The 20,831-nt window shown below is 61.9% G+C and carries 19 protein-coding genes; 2 read left to right on the top strand and 17 right to left on the bottom strand.

The genetic code is table 11. The features are described from left to right. Positions 1-54: 54 nt before the first annotated feature. The 14 genes from V7787_RS00265 to hisN all read right to left on the bottom strand — a co-directional run bounded on the left by V7787_RS00265 (position 55) and on the right by hisN (position 15,121). Complete coding sequence (locus V7787_RS00265; protein WP_064491971.1) at positions 55-966, bottom strand: LysR family transcriptional regulator; 912 nt, start codon at positions 964-966, stop codon at positions 55-57. 68 nt (positions 967-1,034) lie between these two features. Then, positions 1,035-2,114: a metal-dependent hydrolase gene (locus tag V7787_RS00260; protein WP_336084681.1), complete on the bottom strand. Its 1,080-nt coding sequence runs from the start codon at positions 2,112-2,114 to the stop codon at positions 1,035-1,037. Between the two features lie 74 nt (positions 2,115-2,188). After that, positions 2,189-3,439 (bottom strand): OprD family porin, encoded by a 1,251-nt coding sequence (locus V7787_RS00255; RefSeq protein ID WP_047602859.1) that lies wholly within the window; start codon positions 3,437-3,439, stop codon positions 2,189-2,191. Between the two features lie 54 nt (positions 3,440-3,493). Further along, on the bottom strand, positions 3,494-4,693 hold the full coding sequence (locus tag V7787_RS00250) for a benzoate/H(+) symporter BenE family transporter (RefSeq protein ID WP_336084678.1): 1,200 nt from the start codon (positions 4,691-4,693) through the stop codon (positions 3,494-3,496). Between the two features lie 146 nt (positions 4,694-4,839). After that, the gene (gene catA, locus V7787_RS00245) at positions 4,840-5,754 is read right to left on the bottom strand and encodes a catechol 1,2-dioxygenase (RefSeq protein ID WP_336084676.1); all 915 of its coding nucleotides are present in this window, start codon (positions 5,752-5,754) and stop codon (positions 4,840-4,842) included. A gap of 29 nt (positions 5,755-5,783) precedes the next feature. Beyond that, a complete protein-coding gene (locus V7787_RS00240) occupies positions 5,784-7,112 on the bottom strand; it encodes an MFS transporter (RefSeq protein WP_064491966.1) in 1,329 nt (442 codons plus the stop codon). Positions 7,113-7,169: 57 nt separating this feature from the next. After that, complete coding sequence (locus tag V7787_RS00235; RefSeq protein WP_010954051.1) at positions 7,170-7,931, bottom strand: 1,6-dihydroxycyclohexa-2,4-diene-1-carboxylate dehydrogenase; 762 nt, start codon at positions 7,929-7,931, stop codon at positions 7,170-7,172. Positions 7,932-8,124: 193 nt separating this feature from the next. Beyond that, the gene (benC, locus tag V7787_RS00230) at positions 8,125-9,135 is read right to left on the bottom strand and encodes a benzoate 1,2-dioxygenase electron transfer component BenC (RefSeq protein ID WP_336084671.1); all 1,011 of its coding nucleotides are present in this window, start codon (positions 9,133-9,135) and stop codon (positions 8,125-8,127) included. A gap of 72 nt (positions 9,136-9,207) precedes the next feature. Then, entirely contained in the window at positions 9,208-9,693 is a 486-nt protein-coding gene (benB, locus tag V7787_RS00225) for a benzoate 1,2-dioxygenase small subunit (RefSeq protein WP_004374327.1), read from the bottom strand. Then, the gene (benA, locus tag V7787_RS00220) at positions 9,690-11,048 is read right to left on the bottom strand and encodes a benzoate 1,2-dioxygenase large subunit (protein WP_064491965.1); all 1,359 of its coding nucleotides are present in this window, start codon (positions 11,046-11,048) and stop codon (positions 9,690-9,692) included. The genes benB and benA overlap by 4 nt, the downstream gene beginning before the upstream one ends. A gap of 83 nt (positions 11,049-11,131) precedes the next feature. After that, positions 11,132-12,061, bottom strand: a complete 930-nt coding sequence (locus V7787_RS00215) for an RHS repeat-associated core domain-containing protein (protein ID WP_336084660.1) — start codon at positions 12,059-12,061, stop codon at positions 11,132-11,134. A gap of 94 nt (positions 12,062-12,155) precedes the next feature. Beyond that, the gene (gene benR / locus V7787_RS00210) at positions 12,156-13,112 is read right to left on the bottom strand and encodes a benABC operon transcriptional activator BenR (protein WP_274139687.1); all 957 of its coding nucleotides are present in this window, start codon (positions 13,110-13,112) and stop codon (positions 12,156-12,158) included. A gap of 299 nt (positions 13,113-13,411) precedes the next feature. Beyond that, positions 13,412-14,143, bottom strand: a complete 732-nt coding sequence (locus V7787_RS00205; protein ID WP_019751653.1) for a hypothetical protein — start codon at positions 14,141-14,143, stop codon at positions 13,412-13,414. A 186-nt stretch (positions 14,144-14,329) separates the two neighbouring features. Then, on the bottom strand, positions 14,330-15,121 hold the full coding sequence (gene hisN, locus V7787_RS00200; protein ID WP_336084655.1) for a histidinol-phosphatase: 792 nt from the start codon (positions 15,119-15,121) through the stop codon (positions 14,330-14,332). 125 nt (positions 15,122-15,246) lie between these two features. Between hisN and V7787_RS00195 the strand changes: the two genes are divergently transcribed. Next, a complete protein-coding gene (locus V7787_RS00195; protein ID WP_014756665.1) occupies positions 15,247-16,137 on the top strand; it encodes a universal stress protein in 891 nt (296 codons plus the stop codon). A 256-nt stretch (positions 16,138-16,393) separates the two neighbouring features. After that, positions 16,394-18,514, top strand: a complete 2,121-nt coding sequence (locus V7787_RS00190) for a TonB-dependent siderophore receptor (protein ID WP_064492794.1) — start codon at positions 16,394-16,396, stop codon at positions 18,512-18,514. 31 nt (positions 18,515-18,545) lie between these two features. Here V7787_RS00190 and V7787_RS00185 read toward each other — a convergent pair whose 3' ends face one another. The 3 genes from V7787_RS00185 to ptrR all read right to left on the bottom strand — a co-directional run bounded on the left by V7787_RS00185 (position 18,546) and on the right by ptrR (position 20,757). Then, entirely contained in the window at positions 18,546-19,067 is a 522-nt protein-coding gene (locus V7787_RS00185; RefSeq protein WP_336084649.1) for an acyloxyacyl hydrolase, read from the bottom strand. 253 nt (positions 19,068-19,320) lie between these two features. After that, a complete protein-coding gene (locus V7787_RS00180; protein ID WP_010954041.1) occupies positions 19,321-19,764 on the bottom strand; it encodes a hypothetical protein in 444 nt (147 codons plus the stop codon). Between the two features lie 126 nt (positions 19,765-19,890). Then, positions 19,891-20,757 (bottom strand): putrescine utilization regulator PtrR, encoded by an 867-nt coding sequence (gene ptrR / locus V7787_RS00175; RefSeq protein ID WP_004374302.1) that lies wholly within the window; start codon positions 20,755-20,757, stop codon positions 19,891-19,893. Positions 20,758-20,831 lie beyond the last annotated feature (74 nt).

Genomic DNA, 20,831 nt, shown 5'->3' with positions numbered 1-20,831 from the left:
CCGCCAGCGATAAACCCAGTTTCAGGCCCGGCATAGGGGCCTGGCATTCCCCAATCAGTATTCCCAAGGCACGCCTGGCTCCCAGCTGGCCACCAACAAGTCGATGAAGCCGCGTACCCGAGGGGACAGGTGGCGCTTGCTTGGGTAGACGATGCGAATGGGGTCTGCCGGGGGGCGGTAGGCGTGCAGTACTTCCACCAGATTGCCAGCGCGCAGGTCGTCACCGGTGATATAGGTAGGCAGGTGAATCAGGCCGAAACCGGCCCGGGCGCCGTCAAGCATGGCTTCGGAACTGTCGATGTTCAGCCGCCCGGGATCTTCGCACAGGTGCAGCCCCGCTTCTGTGTGAAAGCGCCAGGGCATGGCCTTCTCGCCCGCCAGGAAGGCGATCTTGTCATGGCCATAGAGGTCGCCGGGCATCTGCGGTACACCGCGCTTCTCCAGATACGCAGGCGAAGCACAGGTCACGAACTGCTGCCAGGCGACGGTGCGCGTCAGCAATTGCGAATCTTCCTTGGGTGCACCGATGCGCACGGCGACGTCCACACCCTCTTCGACCAGATCAACGAAACGGTCGGTGAAGCGGATATCCGCCCGCAGTTCGGGCCATTGCTTGAGGTACTGGTCGAGGACCGGCAGGACATGGCGCTGCCCGAGCGACAACGGCGCGGTCAGACGCAGGGTGCCAGTGGGCTTGCCCCGGCGCAGGGCCATGGTGCTTTCGACCTCGTCCAGGTCATCCAGAATCTGCCGCCAGCGCTCGAACGCCACCAGGCCTTCATCGGTCAGGCTCAGCTTGCGCGTAGTGCGGTTGAGCAGACGCACCGCCATGCGGGCCTCCAGGCGGGCGATACTCTTGCCCACCGCCGAACGGGTCAGGCCCAGGCTGGCAGCAGCGGCGGTGAAGCTGCCGGCCTTCGCGGCGCTGACGAAGGCGGCGATGTCGCCGAAGCGATTGGGTTCCATGGTGTTTTCCTGACGCTGATCGAACCGCCATAGATGGGTGCAATTTCAGGCAATGCAAGGTTCCTGATCTATTGGGGCTGCCTTGCAGCTTCGGTTTGCCAGAGGTAGCGATCTGTCCAGTTAGCCAGCGGCAGCGGCGGCTGCTGGTCGACAATGCGTCGCCAGATAAGCATCAGCTCTTGAGCGTTGAACAGCGAGCCAGGCCCGCTGCCTCGCCACGCCGAAGGCACACCGACCATCCACTGCCCTTGATGATCGCGCTGAGCCATGTTGAAGCGAAAGGTGTAATTCCCCGGGATTCCCATGCGCAGGTCGGTGACCACCAGTGCGTCGCCAATCTGGTCATAACGCAGCCAGTCATTGGTGAACCAGCGCAAGCGCTGGTGCAACGGGTCATCGTTCAGTGCTTGCGCCAGTTCCAGGTTGCGCGACAAGCGTTGCATTTCGGGTGGTTGCTGGTCGAGCACGCTGCTGATGCCTTCGTAGTAATCGCCATCCGGGGTCTTGGCCAGCACCCGCCAGACCAGGCTGTTGAATGCCATCGGCACGGCACGCACCTCGCTCACGACGATACCTTGCTGGTCCAGTGCCGACTGGAAGCGCTGTTCGGCAGCCATGCGCCCCGCCAGGCCGAAACCCAGGTAGCAGGTACTGAACACCAGGGCCATGGTCAGCAGGCGGGTAGCGCTGCGGGTCACGCCCTTCATGAGGGTGAAGACCACCGCAGCCAGCAGCGGCACGGTGTAGACCGGGTCGATAATGAACACCGCCGCCCAGCTTTCCGGGGTGGTGTGCAAAGGCCAGAACAACTGCGTGCCGTAAACCGTAAAGGCGTCGAGCACCGGATGGGTTACCAATACCAGCCAGAACGCCAAAAAAAGCCTGGGCAAGGTATACCCCTTGCCGGGCCAGCGCCTGTTGACCAGCCAGGCCAACAGCAAGGCCAGGCCGGTGAGCACGAACAACGAGTGGGAGAAGCCGCGATGATAAGTCATCTGCGACACCGGGTCGGCATAGCGAATGATCACATCCAGGTCCGGCAGCGTGCCCAGTGCTGCACCATACAGCAGCGAGCGTCGGCCCTGGATGCGCCCGAGCACGGTCCCTTGCAGCGCCGCGCCAAGTACGGCTTGGGTGATGGAGTCCAAGGTGGGGATTCCTGAAAGAGTCGTTTCCGCACGCTACCCCCATACACCCCTGATGCGCAATTCTTCTGGATGGCTCAGAACAGCTGCCAGGTGTACACCAGCGTCAGGCGGTTCTCGTCGATATCACTGCGGTAGTTGGAGCGCGCCATGGCGTTCCTCACCCGTATCCCCAACCCTTTCAGTGCCCCGCTCTGCACCGCATAGCCGATATCCAGATCACGCTCGCGATCACGCCCTTCGTAACCCAGCCCGGTATCGACATTGTTACCGGTTATGTAGCGCACGGTCGCTGTCAGGCCCGGCACGCCCATGGCGGCGAAGTTGTAGTCGTAACGCACCTGGTACGAGCGTTCGTCGGTGTAGGCAAACTCATAGGTCGGCACCTCGTTGCCCAACGGCGAGATGTTGGCGAATACCCGTGGGAACGGGCTATCGCCATAAATGCCCTGGTAGCCGGCATGGAAGCTGTGCCCGCCATGCCGGGCAGTGAACAGCGAGAAGAACGCCTGGTTGTCGATGTTGCCCAGCAGCGCATCGCCTTGCTCACGCGCGGTGAAATAACCCAGGTTGGCGCTGAGTACCCAGTCGCCGACGGGTTTGCTGTGCTTCAGGCCAACAAAGCCTTGTTGGTAGATGTCCTCCAGCTGACCGTACCAAAGGCTGACGCTGCTCTGGTTGGCATTGAACGCATAATCCCCACCCACGTAGTTGAACGCGTCGCTTTCGGCCTGTCGCATCGGCACATGGCCGAGCATCGCGTTCATCTTGCCGTCGCCACCTTCGTTGCGCAGGTGGGTGCTTTTCAAGTGCCCGGCCTGCATAGTCAGCCCGTCGATTTCCGACGAACTCAAACTCACGCCCTGATAGGTGGGTGGCAACAGGCGAATATCACTGAAGGTCAGCACCGGCAGGTTCGGTTGCAGTTCACCTGCACGCAGTTCGGTTTTTGATATCCGGGCCTTGAAGGTCGGCGCCAGGCGGCTGTACTCGTCGGCAGCGCGGCCGTCGCCATGCACCGGCAACAGGCCGGTGTTGGTGCGGTCTGGACTGCTGTCCAGCTTGATGCCCAGCAAGCCCAGGGCGTCCACGCCAAAACCGACGGGGCCCGGGGTGTAGCCACTTTTGAAGTCGAGGATGAAACCCTGGGCCCACTCCTCGGCCTTGGACTGTTTGTTGGCCCCGACAATGTCGGAAAAATCGCGGCTGAAGTAGTAGTTACGGGCACTCAGGGTGGCCTTCGAGTCCTCGAAGAAGCCGCCTTCGGCAGCCAGCAGTGGCTGGCTGAGCAATGTCAGGCCCAGGGCAACGCAAGGGGTGTGGTTCATTCCGAAGCTCTCTTGATCTTGTTTTTATGGGTAAAGCGTTGGAAACACGGCAGTTCATGGGGTACGGCGCAGCACCTCCCGGGCACGTGGCTGGCGCAGCCTCAGCAGCGCGTGCGCCAGCAGGCCGAACAGCAGCCCCCAGAACGCTGCCGACAGGCCCAGAAAAGCCACCCCCGAAGCGGTGACCAGGAAGGTGAACAGCCCGGCGTCGCGCTCGGCCGGTTCTGCCAGGCTGCGGACCAAGGCTTCGCTGATGGCGCCATACAGGGCCAAACCGGCCAGGGCAGCGATCAGTACGGCGGGAAAGGCGGCGAACAGCGACATCAAGGTGGCCCCGGCAATGCCCAGTAGCAGGTACAACGCACTGCCAGCCACCGCCGCCACATAACGCCGTTGCGGGTTTTCATGGGCCTCATGGCCGGTGCACAGGCTGGCGGTAACCGCCGCCAGGTTCAGCCCGTGGCAACCGAACGGCGCCAGTAGCGCTCCGATCAGGGCACTGGCGCTGATCAGCGGGCTGGCCGGCGTGGGGTAGCCAGCGTTGCGCAGTACCGCCATACCCGGCATGAATTGCCCGGTCAGCGCCACCAGCACCATCGGCAGCGCCAGGCTGAATACCGCCGCCAGGCTGAACTGGGGGGTGATCCACTGAGGTGAGGCCAGTTCCAGCACAAGTGCCTCGCTGCGCAACGTACCGCTGGCCACGGTCACCAGCATGCCCACGCCCAGCACCGCAGCCACTGCATAGCGCGGCTGCACCCGACGCATCAGCACGTAGGTGACGAACATCGCCAGTACCAGCAGCGGTTGCACCGGCAAGGCGCGGAACACTTCGATGCCAAAGCTGAACAGGATCCCGGCCTGCATACCGGCAGCGATAGAGCCCGGCAGGCGCGCGATGATGCGGTCGAAGGCCCCGCTGATGCCGATCAGCAGCAGGACCAGGTTGGCCACCAGGTAGGCACCCACGGCCTGCTCCAGGCCCAGTTGCGGCAAGGCGGTGACCAACAGGGCCGACCCCGGGATCGACCAGGCAATCACTACCGGCACGCGGTAGCGCAGGCTGAGCAGCGCACCGAGCACCGCACTGCCCATGGACACGGCCCAGACCCAGGATGACAACTGCTGGTGCGACAGGCCGGCCGCTTCGGCGGCGTGGAAAATGATCACCAACGGGCCGGCGTAGGAGATCGTCGTGGCAATGCTGCCAGCGACGATGGCCGACACAGAGCAGTCCTTGATCAGCGTATTCATGAAGCTTCTCGCAAGCCAGCGGCCGGCCTTTGTGGCGGGCTCTTGTTTGGGTGTTGGCTGTTTCGCGGGCATGCCCGCTCCAACAACGACTGCACAGGCTTCACCTGTGGGAGCGGGCATGCCCGCGAAACAGCCCACGCGGTGGATCAGGCCTCCTGCAAAGCCCGCGGCCGCCCGCTGCGCTGCTCATCGGCACCGCCCTGGGCCTGCTGCAACTGGAAGTCGAACTTCAGCTCGGCATGCCGACCCTCCGGCCCTTCGACGAACACCACCTCCCCGACCAGCCCATCCCGTGTGGCATAGGCAAAGTCATCCCACAGGTACTTGTCCCCCGACAGGTTTATCTGCGTGGTCAGGTGCCGGTACCCTGACGCCGAGATAAAGAAGTGCACATGCGCCGGGCGCTGGCCATGACGGCCCAGCAGGTCCAGGCATTCCTGGGTTGGCCCCTGCGGGTCGCAGCCATAGCCCGATGGCACGATGGAGCGCGCACGGTAGCGCCCCTGGGCATCTGTAACGATGCGCCGACGCAGGTTGTACGCCGACTGGCTTTGGTCGAAGAACGAGTAGGTACCACGGGTATTGGCATGCCACAGGTCGACCGTGGCACCCGGCAGCGGGTGTCCGTGCGGGTCCAGCACCTGGCCTTCCAGGAACATCACCGTGGCCACGCCCTCCTCGCTGCCATCGTCCATGCGCACTTCACCTTGGGCAATCGGTGCGCCAGCCACGTACAACGGGCCTTCGATGGTGCGTGGAGTACCGCCAACGCGCCCTGCCTCCTGGTCCTTGGCATCCTGCAGCAGGTCGAGGAAGTGTTCGATGCCCAGCCCCGCCACCAGCAGCCCGGCTTCGCCGCGACCGCCCAGGCGGTTGAGGAAGTCGACGGCGTGCCAGAACTCGTCTTCGCTGATGTCCAGGTCTTCGATCAGCCGCGCGGTATCCTGCAGCAGGCGCTGCACGATGCGTTTGAGGCGTGGGTTGCCGGCCGCATTACCAAAGCCTGCGGCCTGCTCGAAGAACTGCTGTACCTCGGCAGTATGGGAAATGTTCACGGTCATGGGGGTTACCTCGTCTTGTTCTGTTCGGTTCAGGCCTGCGCCGCCAGGGTCTGGGCGTGGCGCCGACCACTGGCCAGGTGCACGGCCATGGCCAGCGCGGCGATGGCGCCAGGGATGGCGAAGGCGATGAAATTGAGTTGCAGTGGCAGGTTGATGCCCATCAGCGCACCGCCCAGCAGCGGGCCGACGATGGCGCCATTACGGCCAATGCCCGAGGCCCAGCCCAGGCCGGTAGAGCGCACCGACAGGCCGTACATCTGCGCAGCGCCGGCGTACAGCAGAATCTGCGTACCAATGGTGGTGGCGCCGGCAATGAAGATCAGCAGGTACAGCACCGGCATCGGGCTGTTCACCCCCAGCAGGCTGATCGACAGTGCGGCGGCAATGAAGAACGCCACCTTCACCTTGACCAGGTTGTAGCGGTCACCCAGCCAGCCGCCGAGGATCGCCCCGGCCATGCCGCCAAAGTTCAGTGCCAGCAGGAATGACAGGCTTGAGCCCAGGCTGTAGCCGGCGTTGGCCATCAGTTTTGGCAGCCAGGAACTCAGTGCGTAGACCATCAGCAGGCAGCAGAAGAACGCAACCCACAGGGCCAGGGTGCGAATCGCCAGGCCATTGCGGAACAGTTCCAGCACCGAAGCGCCGCTGCCTTTGCGGTCGGCCGCCTGAAGCACATCATCGGCCTGGACATCGCAGTCCGGGTCCAGCCGTTTGAGCAGTGTGCGTGCTTCCTCGATACGGCCTTGGCGCACCAGGAAGCCGATGGATTCAGGCAGGTAGTAAAGAATCACCGGTAACAGCAGCAGAGGCACCGCTGCGGCGAAGAACATCGACTCCCAGCCAAAACGCGGCAGCATGAAGATGCCGACACCTGCCGACAGCATGCCGCCCAGCGAATAGCCACTGAACATGATCGCCACCAGCGTGCTGCGCAGGCGCTTGGGCGCGTATTCGTTCATCAGTGCCACGGCGTTGGGCATCAGGCCGCCACAGCCCAGGCCGGCGATGAAGCGGTAGATGCCAAACTCGCTCGGGCTGCTGGCAAAGCCGTTGAGGATGGTCGCCCCCGAGAACAAGGCGAAACAGATGGCAATGCCCTTCTTGCGCCCGATGCGGTCGGCCAGGCTGCCGAAGGCCAGGGCGCCGAACATCATGCCGAACAGCGCATAGCTGCCCAATGCACCAGCCTGCAGCGGGGTCAGGCCCCACTCTTTCATGATGACCGGCAGTACCACACCGTAGATGAACAGGTCATAGCCGTCGAAAATCAGCAGCAGGCCGCACCAGGCCATGACCATCCAGTGAAACGGGGTAAAGCGCGCATTGTCGATGATCGGGTGTACATCAAGGGTTCGCATGGCATCTGTCGCTCTTGTTTTTGTTGTGGAAGAAAGCTTTTGCCTTGAGGTTGCGGTTCAGCCCAGGTCGCCGCCTCCTACCGGCAGGGTCACGCCGGTGATGTACGAGGCTTCGTCGGACGCGAGGAACAGAATGGCCCCCACCTGCTCGTCGATGCTGCCGTAGCGGTGCATCAGGCTGCTGTCGAGGGTCTGGTCGACGATCTGCTGGTACCAGCGCTTTTCCTGCTCGGTCTGCTCTGCACTGTTGCGCGGTACCCGCCGGGGCGGTGCTTCGGTGCCGCCGGGCGCAGTGGCGTTGACGCGGATGCCCCGGCCGGCGGTTTCGAAGGCCAGGCAGGCAGTGAGCGCGTTGACGCCACCCTTGGCTGCGCCGTAAGGCACACGGTTGACGCCGCGGGTAGCGATGGACGAGACATTGACGATGGCGCCACTGCCACGTTCGAGCATGTACGGCAGCGCGGCGTGGCAGCACCACAGGGTGGGGAACAGCGAGCGGCGCACCTCGGCCTCGATCTGCTCGACTTCATAGTGTTCGAAGGGCTTGGCCCAGATGGTGCCGCCCACGTTGTTGACCAGGATGTCCAGGCGGCCATGGGTTTCCACCGCACTGGCCATGACCCGGGCGCAATCGGCGTGTTGTTCCAGGTCGGCGGTGAGGGTGAGCATGCCCTCGCCAGCCAGTTCGTGGACCAGCTCGGAACGGTCTACCGCCACCACTTGCGCGCCTTCAGCCTTCAGCCGCCAGCACACGCCACGGCCGATGCCTTGGGCGGCACCGGTGACCAGGGCAACCTTGCCTTGGAATCTGTTGTTCATATGTAAATCTCCAGTTCGCGAGAGACCCTGTGGCAGCAATTGTCTTGCTCAAAGTCGGAAAGGCTGCGCGATCACTGTGGGAGCGGGCTTGCCCGCGAACACGGGCGAAGCCCGTGCCATCCACCGCGCAGCCTGCTTCGCGGGCTCGTCCGCTCCCACAGGGTCGGCGTATTGCTTTGAAGCAGAGGGGCTGTCAGGCCGCCGCCGCAAACTTCTCGTAGTAGAAGTTGGCCGGGGTAATGCCCTGATCACGCACGTACTGGCTGACCGCTTCCACCATGGGTGGCGGGCCGCACAGGTACACATCCACATCGCCGTCATTGAGGTGGCGTGGCTCGATGTGCTGGGTGACATAGCCCTTCTGCGGGTACTGGCTGTCCGGGTTGGCGACGCAGGCGCTGTAGGTGAAGTTGGGGATACGTGCCGCCAGCGCTTGCAGGCGGTCGAGTTCGACCAGGTCAAAGTCGTTGGTCACGCCGTAGATCAGGTGCAGCGGGTGCTCGCTGCCCTGCTCGGCGATCTTCTCCAGCATCGCGGTGAACGGTGCCAGCCCGGTACCACCGGCCAGCAGCAACAGCGGGCGCTGGATCGGCCGCAGGTAGAAGCTGCCCAGCGGCCCGGACAGGCTCAGGCTGTCGCCGGCTTTGGCAAGGTTGGTCAGGAAGCTGCTCATCAGCCCACCCGGTACGTTGCGGATCAGGAAGCTGACTTCGCCGTCCTTCTGCAGCGAGCTGAACGAGTAGGCCCGGCTCTGCTCGCTGCCCGGCACCTTGAGGTTGACGTACTGCCCCGGGAGGAAGGCCAGACGGCTCAGGGCCTCACCCTTAATCGACAGGGCAATGGTGCTGACCGATAGTTGGCGCACATCGCTGATGGCGGCCTCGAAAGTGGCCTGCTCGGTCTTGCACAGCTGCGACGAAGCCGGGATGCGGATGACGCAGTCGCTTTCGGCACGCATCTGGCACGTCAGCACGTAGCCTTCGGCGATTTCGTCTTCGCTCAAGGCGTCTTCGATGAAGTTGTCGCCAAGGTCATAACGACCGGACTCAGCCTTGCACTTGCAGGTCCCGCAAGCGCCGTCGCGGCAGTCCAGCGGAATGTTCATGCCTTGGCGGTAAGCGGCGTCGGCCACGGTTTCCTGACCGGTGGCCTCAATGAAACGGGTAACCCCGTCTTCGAAATTCAGTGCGATCTGGTAGCTCATGTTGCACCTCGCGGGCGAGCCGGGCCACGGCGCGTCACAATACGCACCGGGCAATGCTCGAAAAACCCAGTATCAGATGTGGTAGATGTCGATGACCTGGCGGACGTAATCGTTCTTCAGCACCACCTTCTTGGCTTTGATCAGCGGCTGCTCGCCGCGCAGGTCGAGGGTGTAGAAGCTGGTGCCGAAGTAACTGTCGGTGGTCTTGTAGCGGAAGCTCAGGGTGTGCCAGTTGAAGCGCACCTGGCAGCTGCCCTCGCCCTGCTCGACGATCTCGATGTTGCTGATGTTGTGCGAGGTGCGGGTGTCGGGCACGGTGGCACTGGAGCGCTCGGTCTTGATGCGGAACACACGGTCTTCCAGGCCGCCACGGTTGCCGTACCAGATCAGCGAGATTTCGCTTTGTGGGTCTTCGGTGAGGGTGTCGTCATCGTCCCAGCTCGGCATCCAGAAGCTGGCATCGCTGGCGTACAGTTCCAGCCACTGGTCCCACTGGGCATCGTCCAGGTAGCGCGCTTCGCGGTACAGGAAGTCGCGCACGGTTTCATACAGGCTCATTGCACGGCCTCCACGGGGATCAGCTGCTGTTCGTCCTTGAGGGCCTGGATCATGGTGTCCTGCCAGTACTTGTGCTGCAGCACGAACAGGCCTTCGTCCTCGGTGCGCACGCCCGACAGCAGGGGTTCGAGTTCAATCTCCCTGGCCGCCTCATCGGCGCCTTCTACCCAGTGTTTGGCGCCACGGGACATGTCGTTCCAGCCAGTGCCGCCACCATAGCCGGTCTGGCACGAGCGGAATTCTTCCAGGTCGTCCGGGGTGGCCATGCCGCTGACGTTGAAGAAGTCTTCGTACTGGCGGATACGCTTGGCGCGGGCATCGGCGCTCTCGCCTTTCGGCGCGATGCAGTAGATGGTGATTTCGGTCTTGTTCACCGAAATCGGCCGGGCGACGCGGATCTGCGAGCTGAACTGGTCCATCAGGTACACGTTGGGGTACAGGCACAGGTTGCGCGAGTTTTCGATCATCCAGTCGGCACGGGCCTGGCCGAAGTCAGCGGCCAGTTGGTCGCGGCGCTCATAGGCCGGGCGGTCTTCCGGGTTGGCCCAACGGGTCCACAGCAGCAGGTGGCCGTGGTCGAAGGAGTAGAAACCGCCGCCCTGCTTGGCCCAGGCGCCAGCACTCATGGTCTTGATCTCGTCACCCGCCTCGCGCTGCTTTCGCTGGTTCTGGGTGGCGGCGTAGTTCCAGTGCACGGAGCTCACGTGGTAGCCGTCAGCGCCGTTTTCGGCGGTGAGCTTCCAGTTGCCTTCGTAGATGTACGAGCTGGCACCGCGCAGCACTTCCAGGCCTTCAGGCGACTGATCGACGATCATGTCGATGATCTTCGCCGACTCGCCCAGGTGCTCGACCAGCGGTTTCACGTCGGCGTTCAGGCTGCCGAACAAAAAGCCCCGGTACGACTCGAAGCGTGCCACCTTGGTCAGGTCGTGGGAGCCGTCGCAGTTGAAGCTGTCGGGGTAGCCGGCGTTGCTGGGGTCTTTCACCTTCAGCAGTTTGCCGCTGTTGTTGAAGGTCCAGCCGTGGAACGGGCAGGTATAGCTGGAACGGTTGCCGCGCTTGTGCCGGCACAGCATGGCACCGCGGTGGCTGCAGGCGTTGAGGAAGGCATTGAGCTCACCGTCCTTGTTGCGCGCGATGAAAATCGGCTGGCGCCCCATGGTCAGGGTTAGGAAGTCATTCTTCTCGGGGATCTGGCTTTCGTGGGCCAGGTAGATCCAGTTGCCCTCGAAGATGTGTTTCATCTCCAGGTCGAACAGCCGTGGGTCGGTGAACATCTCCCGCTTGCAGCGGTAGATGCCCTTTTCACGGTCGTCCTCGAGCATGGCATTGAGGTAGTCGAATCCCAGGGACATGGCCAGGGTCTCCCTTGTTATTGTTTAGACCTGGTCAGGTTAGGGAGACGGCTGGCGGGGGACTATCCGGATTGTGCAGAACGTTATCCAGATTTACGGATGTTCGGTACTTTTTCGGTCGCTTGAGAAAATGGCAATGCTTCAAACAACTCGCGCTTTTCTAAAAATCCTTTTGCAGCTATCAGGTGTCGATCAACCCATTGTTTGATACTTAACACCTCCTGCAATGTCTCCCGGGCTGCTTGGGTATCCACCGGGAGACGTTCCTTTTCAAAGTGCTTTACTGCCAGATCAAAACGATTTGCTCTGCTTTGGAGCCAGCCAGCAGCTCGCTTTAGTCGCTGTACGTCATTTGGGTGCCACGATTGGTTTCTTTTGGCGTGTTTTATCCTGGCTGGGAGGGTACTGTCGAATTCATCCACTGCCTTCTGCACACCGAGGGTTTTCAAGGCCGGAGCTTTTTGACCCCACTGATATGATGCAGCCGAGCGAAGTCCCCATCGCTTGGTAAATAAACCGCCCGCAATGAAGCTACTGGGCGGATAGACAACGGGACCACTTGGAACGTGACCACTTGGATCCACTATGTTCACTGGATCACCCTTGCAATAACAATACGCATTGCCCCCCCCATCACCGAACGGGCTCAAGCTGTCTGGCGCATTGAACCGCATCAGCACCGGGCTGAATGCGCGATATCCATCGCCCAGCAAATAGTGCCCCGTGAGAGTGTCTTTCCGCTGGCCGGTGAATCGCAAAAACGCTGATGCATCAGTATTTTGGCTGTCCCAGCCATACGCCGTGTAGTGCATCCGGTTCGTTGCATTTCGCCCAATGCATCCCTGAACCGAGCCTTGTAGATCCGCTGCGTAAAGCGCTGCCTGGACATCATCACGCTGCGCCAGCGTCCGGCCTGCTGCTCGCACCAAAGCCGAAGCTTCTGCGCCAACATATTTGACCAGCGAAAGTCCTTCGGGAGCGTAGAAATAAATTTGTTTCTGCGACTGCTGCATGGCTGTCACCATTCGTCCGGCATAGAACTAATGGTGGTTTAAGAGCAAAGCGCTCGCAACTGGCAGAAATGCCAGGTCTACAAGCCAAACGCCGTCACGCGCGCCGCTTGAATGTCTGTGAAGGCAACTCGCCAAACTGCTGCCGATAAACCTCGGAAAACCGCCCCAGATGAAGGAAACCGTAATCCAGGGCCAGTTCCGTCACACTGCGCACGCCACAAGTAGGGTCGCTCAGGCAGGCATGCACCCGGTCCAGTTTCCGCTGGCGCACGTAATGCTTGGGCGTGGTGCCCAACTGCTGATCAAATAAGGCATATAACGAGCGCAAACTCATGCAAGCCTGCTCCGCCAGCACTTCAGCCGACAATTCCAGTTTCAGGTTGCGTTCGATGTAATCAAGAATGCGCTCTAGCCCGGCCTGCGGGGCACTCAGGCTCTCGCGGCGGATATTGGTGCTCATCAGGGTCAGCAGCTTGCTGGCGACAATCTGGCTGTAATGGCCCTGCACCCTGGGCAGCGAATCGCTCACTTCCGCCTCATGACAAACCATGGCCAGCAGGTTCACGAAGCCATCCAGCTCATCCAGCCGGTAATGATTGCGCAAGAACCGCACGCCCCCATCAGGCCGCTGCCAGCGCTGTTCATCGCAGATCGAGTCCAGCAGCCGGGTCGGCACCTTGAGGATGAACTTCTCGCAGTCTTCCGAGTACGTGAGGTCAACCGGGTCGTCCGGGTTGATCAGCAGCAGCTCGCCCGGCACCAGGTGCTGCTCGCGCTTGTGCCCGCGCCACAGGCAGTTGCCATTGAGCAAGACTTGCAGGTGGTAGATGGTTTCCAGCGCGGGCGACGTCACGCGAACACTGCCGCCGTAGCTGATACGGCACAGGTCGAGCTCGGCGAACTTGCGATGGCTGAGGCTGGCCTGGGGGTGGGTGGTGCGGGACAGACCGATGCAATGCTGGCCTACATGCTGGTTCACATAATCGGACACAGCGTAAGGATCGGCGTGGTGAAACACGCTACTGCGCTCGCTCAGCAGGCGGCTTTCCATAGGCAAGGCACTCGGTATCGTTATTGTTCTGGTCGCCGCGCCCTACCGCCTTGTGGGCTGTGGTTGCGGTCATCACGGTCATTCTATCGGGCTGGCAGCGCGTCGCAGGGGCAGGCGACAGCCGGCGGACAGGGACACTACAGCAAAAAGGCGGGGGTTGGGCAATGCAACGATGGGATTGGCTGGGCGGATAGCGGACAGGTCCGGCGTCATGCGTGTTCGTTTATCGAACAGTATCTTCCGGTACTCGCGTGGCCTGCACGTGACGGCGGACCAGGCGCTCCTGCAACGACCGTCATTCACTGCACCGGCAGGAAGTTCATCAGCAACAGGCTTTGCGCGTAATTCAAGCCTATGCGCCGATAACGCTCATCCAGCAACTCGGCCAGCAAGTCCAGCCGCGCGACGATCTTGCCGAACTCAACGGCAAAACTCAGGTTGCTGCCCTCCTCCGAGATTTCGTTCGAGAACAGCAGCAACACCCCATTGGCATCTTGCCGCTGGCTGAGCATCCATGTTGCCTTCTCGATATTGCGCGCGGCATTGTTTACGAACAGGGGATCGATGGTATCGGTCATGTAGAACTCGGTACGCCCACCATGCGCGGTGATCAGCATGCTACCGATGGCGTAGATGAAGGCGCCGACCCGGTCCCCGCGAAACTCCGGGCTCAGGGCGTAGCTCAATGCCGCCAGGTCACGGCGGTTGCCCAGTTGCGGCAGCGGCCGGCGCTGTTCGATGGCGATGCGGATCTGTCGCTCGGCGGTGGCGGCGTCAAGGTAGCCAGACATCTTCCACTGGCTGGGGTTGCGCAGGTACAGCTTGTTCATCAGCAGGTACAGGCTTTGCAGGTTGTCGCGCATCGACAGCGTGGCCAGGCGGTCGACGCTTGTCTGGAACAGCTCGCTGGGTTTGCCGTTGCCGAGCTGGTTGACCATGTCACGGCCCTGCTGCTGCGTACAGGCGCACAGGCATGCCAGGGCACCTGTCAGTAGCAGGCGGGGGAGGAAATTCGCGTAGCTTGCAACCATCGGCACCGGGTCGATATTCGGCGGCTGCGCCGGGAGTCAGCGCGGCCTGGCCAAGCATAGAGCCCGAAAATGGGAAAAAGTGCGGTGGCTGGAGAGAATGCAAACCTGTGGCGGCCTCTTCGCGGGTGAACCCGCTCCCACAATAAGGGACTCGCCCGCGAAGAGCCTAGGAGCGACGAACCCGGATCACATGGCGTGGCGCAACATCTCCACCACCTGCGCATGCAGCGCAGGATCACCACAGGCCACCACGCACCCGCCATCCTGCGCCGAACTGCCATCCCACGCCGTGATCACGCCACCCGCCCCTTCGATGATCGGCATCAGTGCCTGTACGTCATACGGCTGAAGGCTCGCTTCGACAATCACGTCGACAAAGCCCGACGCCAGCATGCAGTAGGCATAGCAATCACCGCCATAACGCATCAACCGCGCCTTGCCGGCGACCGCTTCGAATGCCGCCTTGCGCTCGGCGGTGTCGAACATGTCCGGCGTGGTGCACATCAGTGTGGCGGCAGACAGGTCGGCGCAGGCACGCGTCTTCAGGGGCGTGCCACTGCGCCAGGCGCCTGCCGGGGTACCCACGAAACGTTCGCCGGTGAACGGCTGGTTCATCACCCCCAGCACGGGGCGGGTACCGTCATTCAGGGCAATCAAGGTGCCCCACAGCGGCAAGCCGGTAATGAAGGCGCGGGTGCCATCGATCGGGTCCAGCACCCAGGTCAACGGGCTGCTGCCCACCGCAACGCCGGCCTCTTCGCCAAGAATGCCGTGTTCGGGGTAACGCGCCTGGATCAACTCACGCATGGCGTCTTCAGCGGCCTTGTCGGCCACGGTCACCGGGTCGTACAGACGCCCGCCCTTGTCCTCGACATCCAGGCTGGCGCGGAAGTACGGCGCGATCGCTGCAGCGGCAGCATCGGCCAATTGCTCGGCAAAGGCGCGATACTCAACGATCTGTTCAGCACTCAGGGACATGGGACAGGCCTCGTGACAATGATGGGGCACGCATCATACCCGACACATCGCCCCGGTGTACGCTGCGGCAGTCTAGACTGAACATGATCAGGTCACCGGGGGGCTGCCACACGTGGAGGTGTGCGATGAGCCAGTTCAAACGTCTGTTCGTCATGCTCGGCCCGCAAATGCGTCATACGCCTGCGCTGCAACGGGCGGCGGCGTTGGCAGAGTCCAGCGGTGCCCTGCTGGATATCAATGTGTTCGTCGACGACGTCGACACCTTTGGCTTGATGAGCGATGGTCGTGAGCGTGAGCGGCTGCTCAGCGACAACCGCCAATGGCTGGCGGATGAGGCCGAACAGCTGAGCGATGCCGGAGTGGACGTGTCCACCGAGCTGTTGTTGACCCGCGACCCGCTGGGCAGCGTACTGGAACGGGTCGAACGGCTGGGCTGCGATCTGTTGGTCAAGGACGTACAGCACGAGCCCGTACTCAAACGCCTGCTGGTCACGCCGCTGGACTGGCAGTTGCTCAAGGACAGCCCGGTCGCCGTGCATCTGGTCAGCGACATTCGCCTGCCCCTGCCACGGCAGATCGCCGCCGCGGTGGACCTGAACAGCCATGGCGCTGGCGAGCACCTGGACGAGCAGGTCATCCACTGCGCCCATGACCTGGCCCTGCAGTGCAACGCCGAACTGCACCTGCTGCATGTGTGCGACGCAGCCAAGACCCACATCGCCGACTTCGGCGCCGGTACGGTCACCATGCCCGGCTTCGACAGCAGTGTGCGAACCGCGCAGCGGGCGGCGTTCAACCGCCTGGGCGACCATCACCAGATCCCGCTGGAGCGCCGGCACTTCCTCGAAGGGGCCGCGATCAGGGCCATTGCCCAGTTCGTCGGCCACAACCGGGTGGACGTGATCGTCATGGGCAGCCATAGGCATGACGCCATGCAGACATTCCTGGGCGGGACAACGGCGCATGTGCTGGAACACCCGCTGTGCAATGTGCTGGCGATCAAGGCTGTTCGCTGAGCTTCAGCAGCCTGCCCAGGGGCCAGGCAGGAATAACCTTGTACTGCGAAGAGGCACTTGCACCCACAGAGCAGCTTCTAACCTGTGGGCCCCTTCGCAGTGCCCAGCAGGCACTGTTGTCACTGACGCTTTATCTTCGCTGGTATCTGGTACACCAGTGCCACTCAAAATTAATGCATTTGATAATGATTCGTAGTATGTTCGCGGCGTTTCCCGACCCAGCCCCTCAGCGCCCTATTCAAGGACCGTACTGTCGATGCGCCGCACGTTCGTCTCGCTTTGTGTGCTTCATGCTGTCTCCCCGCTGGCCTTTGCCGAGCCTGAACCGCTCAGCGACCCTAACCAGATCGAACTCCAGGCCCTGAGCATCACCAGTACTGCCGACGGTGAACGCGCCGACGGCCCGGTCGATGGCTACAAGGCCACCCGCTCGGCCAGTGCCACCCGCACCGACACGGCGCTGCACGAAACCCCGCAATCGGTCAGCGTGGTGCCCAAGGATGTGCTGGTAGACACGGGCGCCACGCGCCTGCAGGACGGCCTGGACTACGCCGGTGGTGTCGGCCGCGCCAACAACTTCGGCGGCCAGGGCCTCACAACCTTCACCGTGCGTGGCTTCACGACCGGCGAGTTCTATCGCAACGGCTTTCCGATCAACCGCGGCTACCCCAATGCTCCGGATGCCAACACCGTCGAGCGCCTGGAGGTCATCCGTGGCCCAGCCAGCAGCCTGTACGGCCGTGGCGACCCCGGCGGTACGTTCAACGTGGTCAGCAAGCAGCCGTTGCCCGAGTCCAAGGTCACCCTTGGCAGCCAGTTCGACGACCAGGGCATGCACCGTGCCACCCTTGATGCCACCGGGCCGCTGAGCCAGGACGGCTCGCTGGCCTACCGCCTGAACGTACTGGGTGAAGGCGGCGACAGCTTCCGCGACGATGTCGAAAGCGAACGCTACGATGTCGCTCCGGTCATCAGCTGGCAGGTCAATGACGCCACGAAGATCACCTTCGAAGGCGATTTCATGCGCAACAACCACCCCCTCGATCGCGGCCTGACCCGCTACCCCACCCAGACCGGCAGCGCCTCGCGCGATACCTATATCTGGGAAAAAGGCAGCGACAACCTGCTGCACAATGACAACAACATGGCCCAAGTGCGTTTCGAGCACCTGCTCAATGACAACTGGTCGCTGGCTGGCGGGTTCCAGTTCCTCGATGGCTCGCTCAAGGGCAACGCTGTCGAAGCCGACGGCGCACCGGCAGACGGACGCACGCTGCAGCGCAACTTCAACTACCGCAAGCTGGAGTGGACCGACCGCGACTGGCAGCTGAACCTGACCGGGCATTTTGACACCGGCAATTTCAGCCATACCTTGTTGACCGGGGTCGAATACGAGAACTACGACTACAACTCGATCATCCAGCGTTCCTCGGCAGCCTACCCAATCGACATCTACAACCCGGTACTGGGCCAGCCGCGTCCGGCCCTGAACCGCACCACCACCTGGGACAAGGAAAACCTGCAGACGTGGGCGTTCTTCATTCAGGACCAAGTGGCCCTGACCGAGCGTTTGAAGGCATTGGCAGGCGTGCGCTTCGAGCGTTTCGAGCATGACTATGACAACAAGCTGAACAATGCCGGCGATTTCAGCAAGGGCGAAAACGGCGTCACACCCCGCCTTGGCTTGATCTATGACCTGACCGATACCCTGGCGGTCTACGCCAACACCGCACGTTCGTTCAAACCCAATACGGGCACGCCGGCCAGTGGCGGTGGTTTCGACCCGGAGAAGGGCAAATCCTACGAGCTGGGTGTGAAATGGGAGTCACTCGACCGCCAGTTGAGTGTCGACGCGGCGATCTACCATATCGTCAAGGAAAACGTACTGACGCGCGACCCTGTGAATACCAACTACAGCTTGGCCGCCGGGGAAGTGCGCAGCCGCGGGCTGGATATCAACATCGCCGGCAATATCACGCCTGAGTGGCGGGTAATCGGTGGCTACGCCTATGTCGATGCCGAAGTTACCAAGGACAACCGCCTGCCGACGGGTACGCGACTGGCCAACATCCCGCGCAACAGCTTCAGCCTGCTCAACACTTATGAGTTCCAGGACGGTTTTGCCAAAGGTGTTGGGTTAGGACTTGGGGTGAAGTATGTGGATGACCGGAATGGTCAGACCGAGGCGGTCACCTACAACATGGACCAGTACACCGTGGTTGACCTGCTGACGTTCTACAAGGTAAACGAACACGTGCGGTTGAACCTGGACGTGAAGAACGTGTTCAACAAGGGGTATGACGAGGGCGCGTTCAACAGCTACGTATACCCCGGCGCACCGCGCACGGTGCAGGCCGGCGTTTCCTATACCTTCTGAATTGCCGGGGCCGCGCAGTGGCCCCGAAATTTCAGAACGCTGTGCTGTAGAACAGCGAGTACGACTCTATGCCGTCGTTTGGCTGCTTTATCCCGGCGTTGGAGTAGTGCATGGCACGGATGCCTACCTTCTGTTCTCCCGGCAACTTCAGGCCAAAGCCGATACGGTCTTCAAAGTTGACCGCCGACCCCAGTCGCTGGTCGCCCACGTCGGTCTTTGAAAACGCTGCCAGGCCAATCCCTGCCTCGATGTAAGGCGTGTAGGTAAAGCCGCTGAACTCATACGTGAACACCGGGCTGAACGACAGCGAATGCGCACCACTGGCATCGCCACCTTCCCAATAGGTGTAGGCCGCATCCCAGTAACCGCTCACATGGCCGGTGCTGCTTTCCAGCCATGTCTTGTCCCAGTCGAACGACATGCCAATACGGTACGTCATGTCACCTTGGCCGGTGGCGCCCACGGCGCCTGATATCTGCGCAGCCTGGACCAGATCGGCCCCGGCAAAGGCCAGCACTGCTACGGCCAGCGAAGCTGCTAGACGGGTTTTCATCAACGACTCTCCTGATGGTCTACACGGCAAGCGGGGGCTTGAGCCCCTCGATGTTTTGCGCTGACCGGTGCATCCAGACCGGTCATACGAAGTAATACTTTTCTGATTATTGTCCAGATAATCAGAAAGTTGGAAGTGTATTGCCACTATTGGCTAAATCACTTGGTAAAGATGTGCCTGCCGGGCACAGGAATTCGCGAGGCGTAACCTGACCCCAGGCAGGAGTACAGGCGTACTCCTGCCCGACTTTTCATCAACGCCAGTTAAGGTTAACGGTCGTGGGCGCCTTGCCCGTGACGGTCGCCCACTGCTGCACTGCCTGGCCTTGGGCATTGCCAATGACCTTGTATTTGCCGGGAGGCAATTGCACATACAGCAGCGGCCCGGCATCGCTGACACTGAGTACGGGCTGGCCCTGGGCATTCTGGATATCGACGGTGGCCCCGCTCTGGAACTTGCCTTCCGGGCCGGTCGAAAGCTCTACGTGCAGGTCATAACCCGTGGTCTTGCGCAGGGCATTGGCCTCGTCCTGGCCGATACCGCCCTGCAGGTAGCGCACGCCATTCTGCTCCTGCGGTTGCAACTGCACGGCCTGCATGTCGATGGGGGCATTGAGGTCGGCAGCGGCGGCCAGGGTCCATGGCAGGGCCAGGGTGATCAGCAAGGCAGCGCCGAGCGCATAGTGATGGTTACGCATGGTACGACCCTCCTTTCGAGGATGGCTTACCTATTATCTGATCCTCCCAGCGAATGGGTGTTCGTGCTGATGCCTGGTCATGTCGGTGAAATGCACTTCAGATAATCAGGTTATCGAGTGAAAACATCAGCTTGCGCGGCCTTCTTCAAGCAACTTCACGAACATGCTCAAACTGCGCGAGACCGTACCCCGTCGCCATACCAGCCAGGTTTTCAGATAGCGGAAGTCCTCCGACATTGGCCAGGCGCTGACGGTGCTGCACCCGGGCATATTGTCGAGCATGCTGCGCGGCAGCATGGCCAGGCCGGCACCTGCACTGACGCAGGCCAACATGCCGTGGTACGACTCCATTTCGTGAATCTTGCCCGGTACCGCCTGGTCCTGCACGAACCAGTTTTCGAAGTGATGGCGGTATGAACAGTTGGCGCGGAAGGCGTAGATGCTTTCACCGTTCACGTCCTGCGCGCGGGTCACCGGTGTATGGTTGAGCGGCGCAATGACCATCATCTCTTCCTCGAACACCGGTATGCCCTCCAGCGTCGGGTGCAGCACCGGGCCGTCGACGAACGCCGCCACCAGGCGGCCAGACAGCACGCCTTCGAGCATGGTCCCGGAGGGCCCGGTGGACAGGTCAAGGTCAACCTTGGGGTAGCGTTGGTTGTAGGCGGCCAGCAACGCCGGGATGCGCACCGCCGCCGTGCTTTCCAGCGATCCGAGGGCAAAGGTGCCCTGCGGGTCTTCACCCGCCACGGTCAGCCGCGCCTCATGGACCAGGTCGAGGATGCGCCGGGTGTATTCGAGGAAGTTCCAACCCGCAGGCGACAGGCGCAGGCGGCTCTTCTCCCGAATGAACAGCTCTACACCCAGGTCCTCCTCCAGTTGCTTGATGCGCGTGGTCAGGTTCGACGGCACCCGATGGATGTGCTGCGCGGCGGCGCTGATGCTGCCCTGCTCTGCCACAGCCTTGAAGATCTCCAGTTGCACCAGGTCCACAGCCATTCTCCAAACGTGAATGTTTCGCTCATTATTATTCAGTTTTCATTAAAGCCATAGCCCACTAGTCTGGC

It is taken from the genome of Pseudomonas sp. CGJS7, from assembly GCF_036961695.1.
This window is presented reverse-complemented; position numbering and strand designations above follow the sequence as displayed.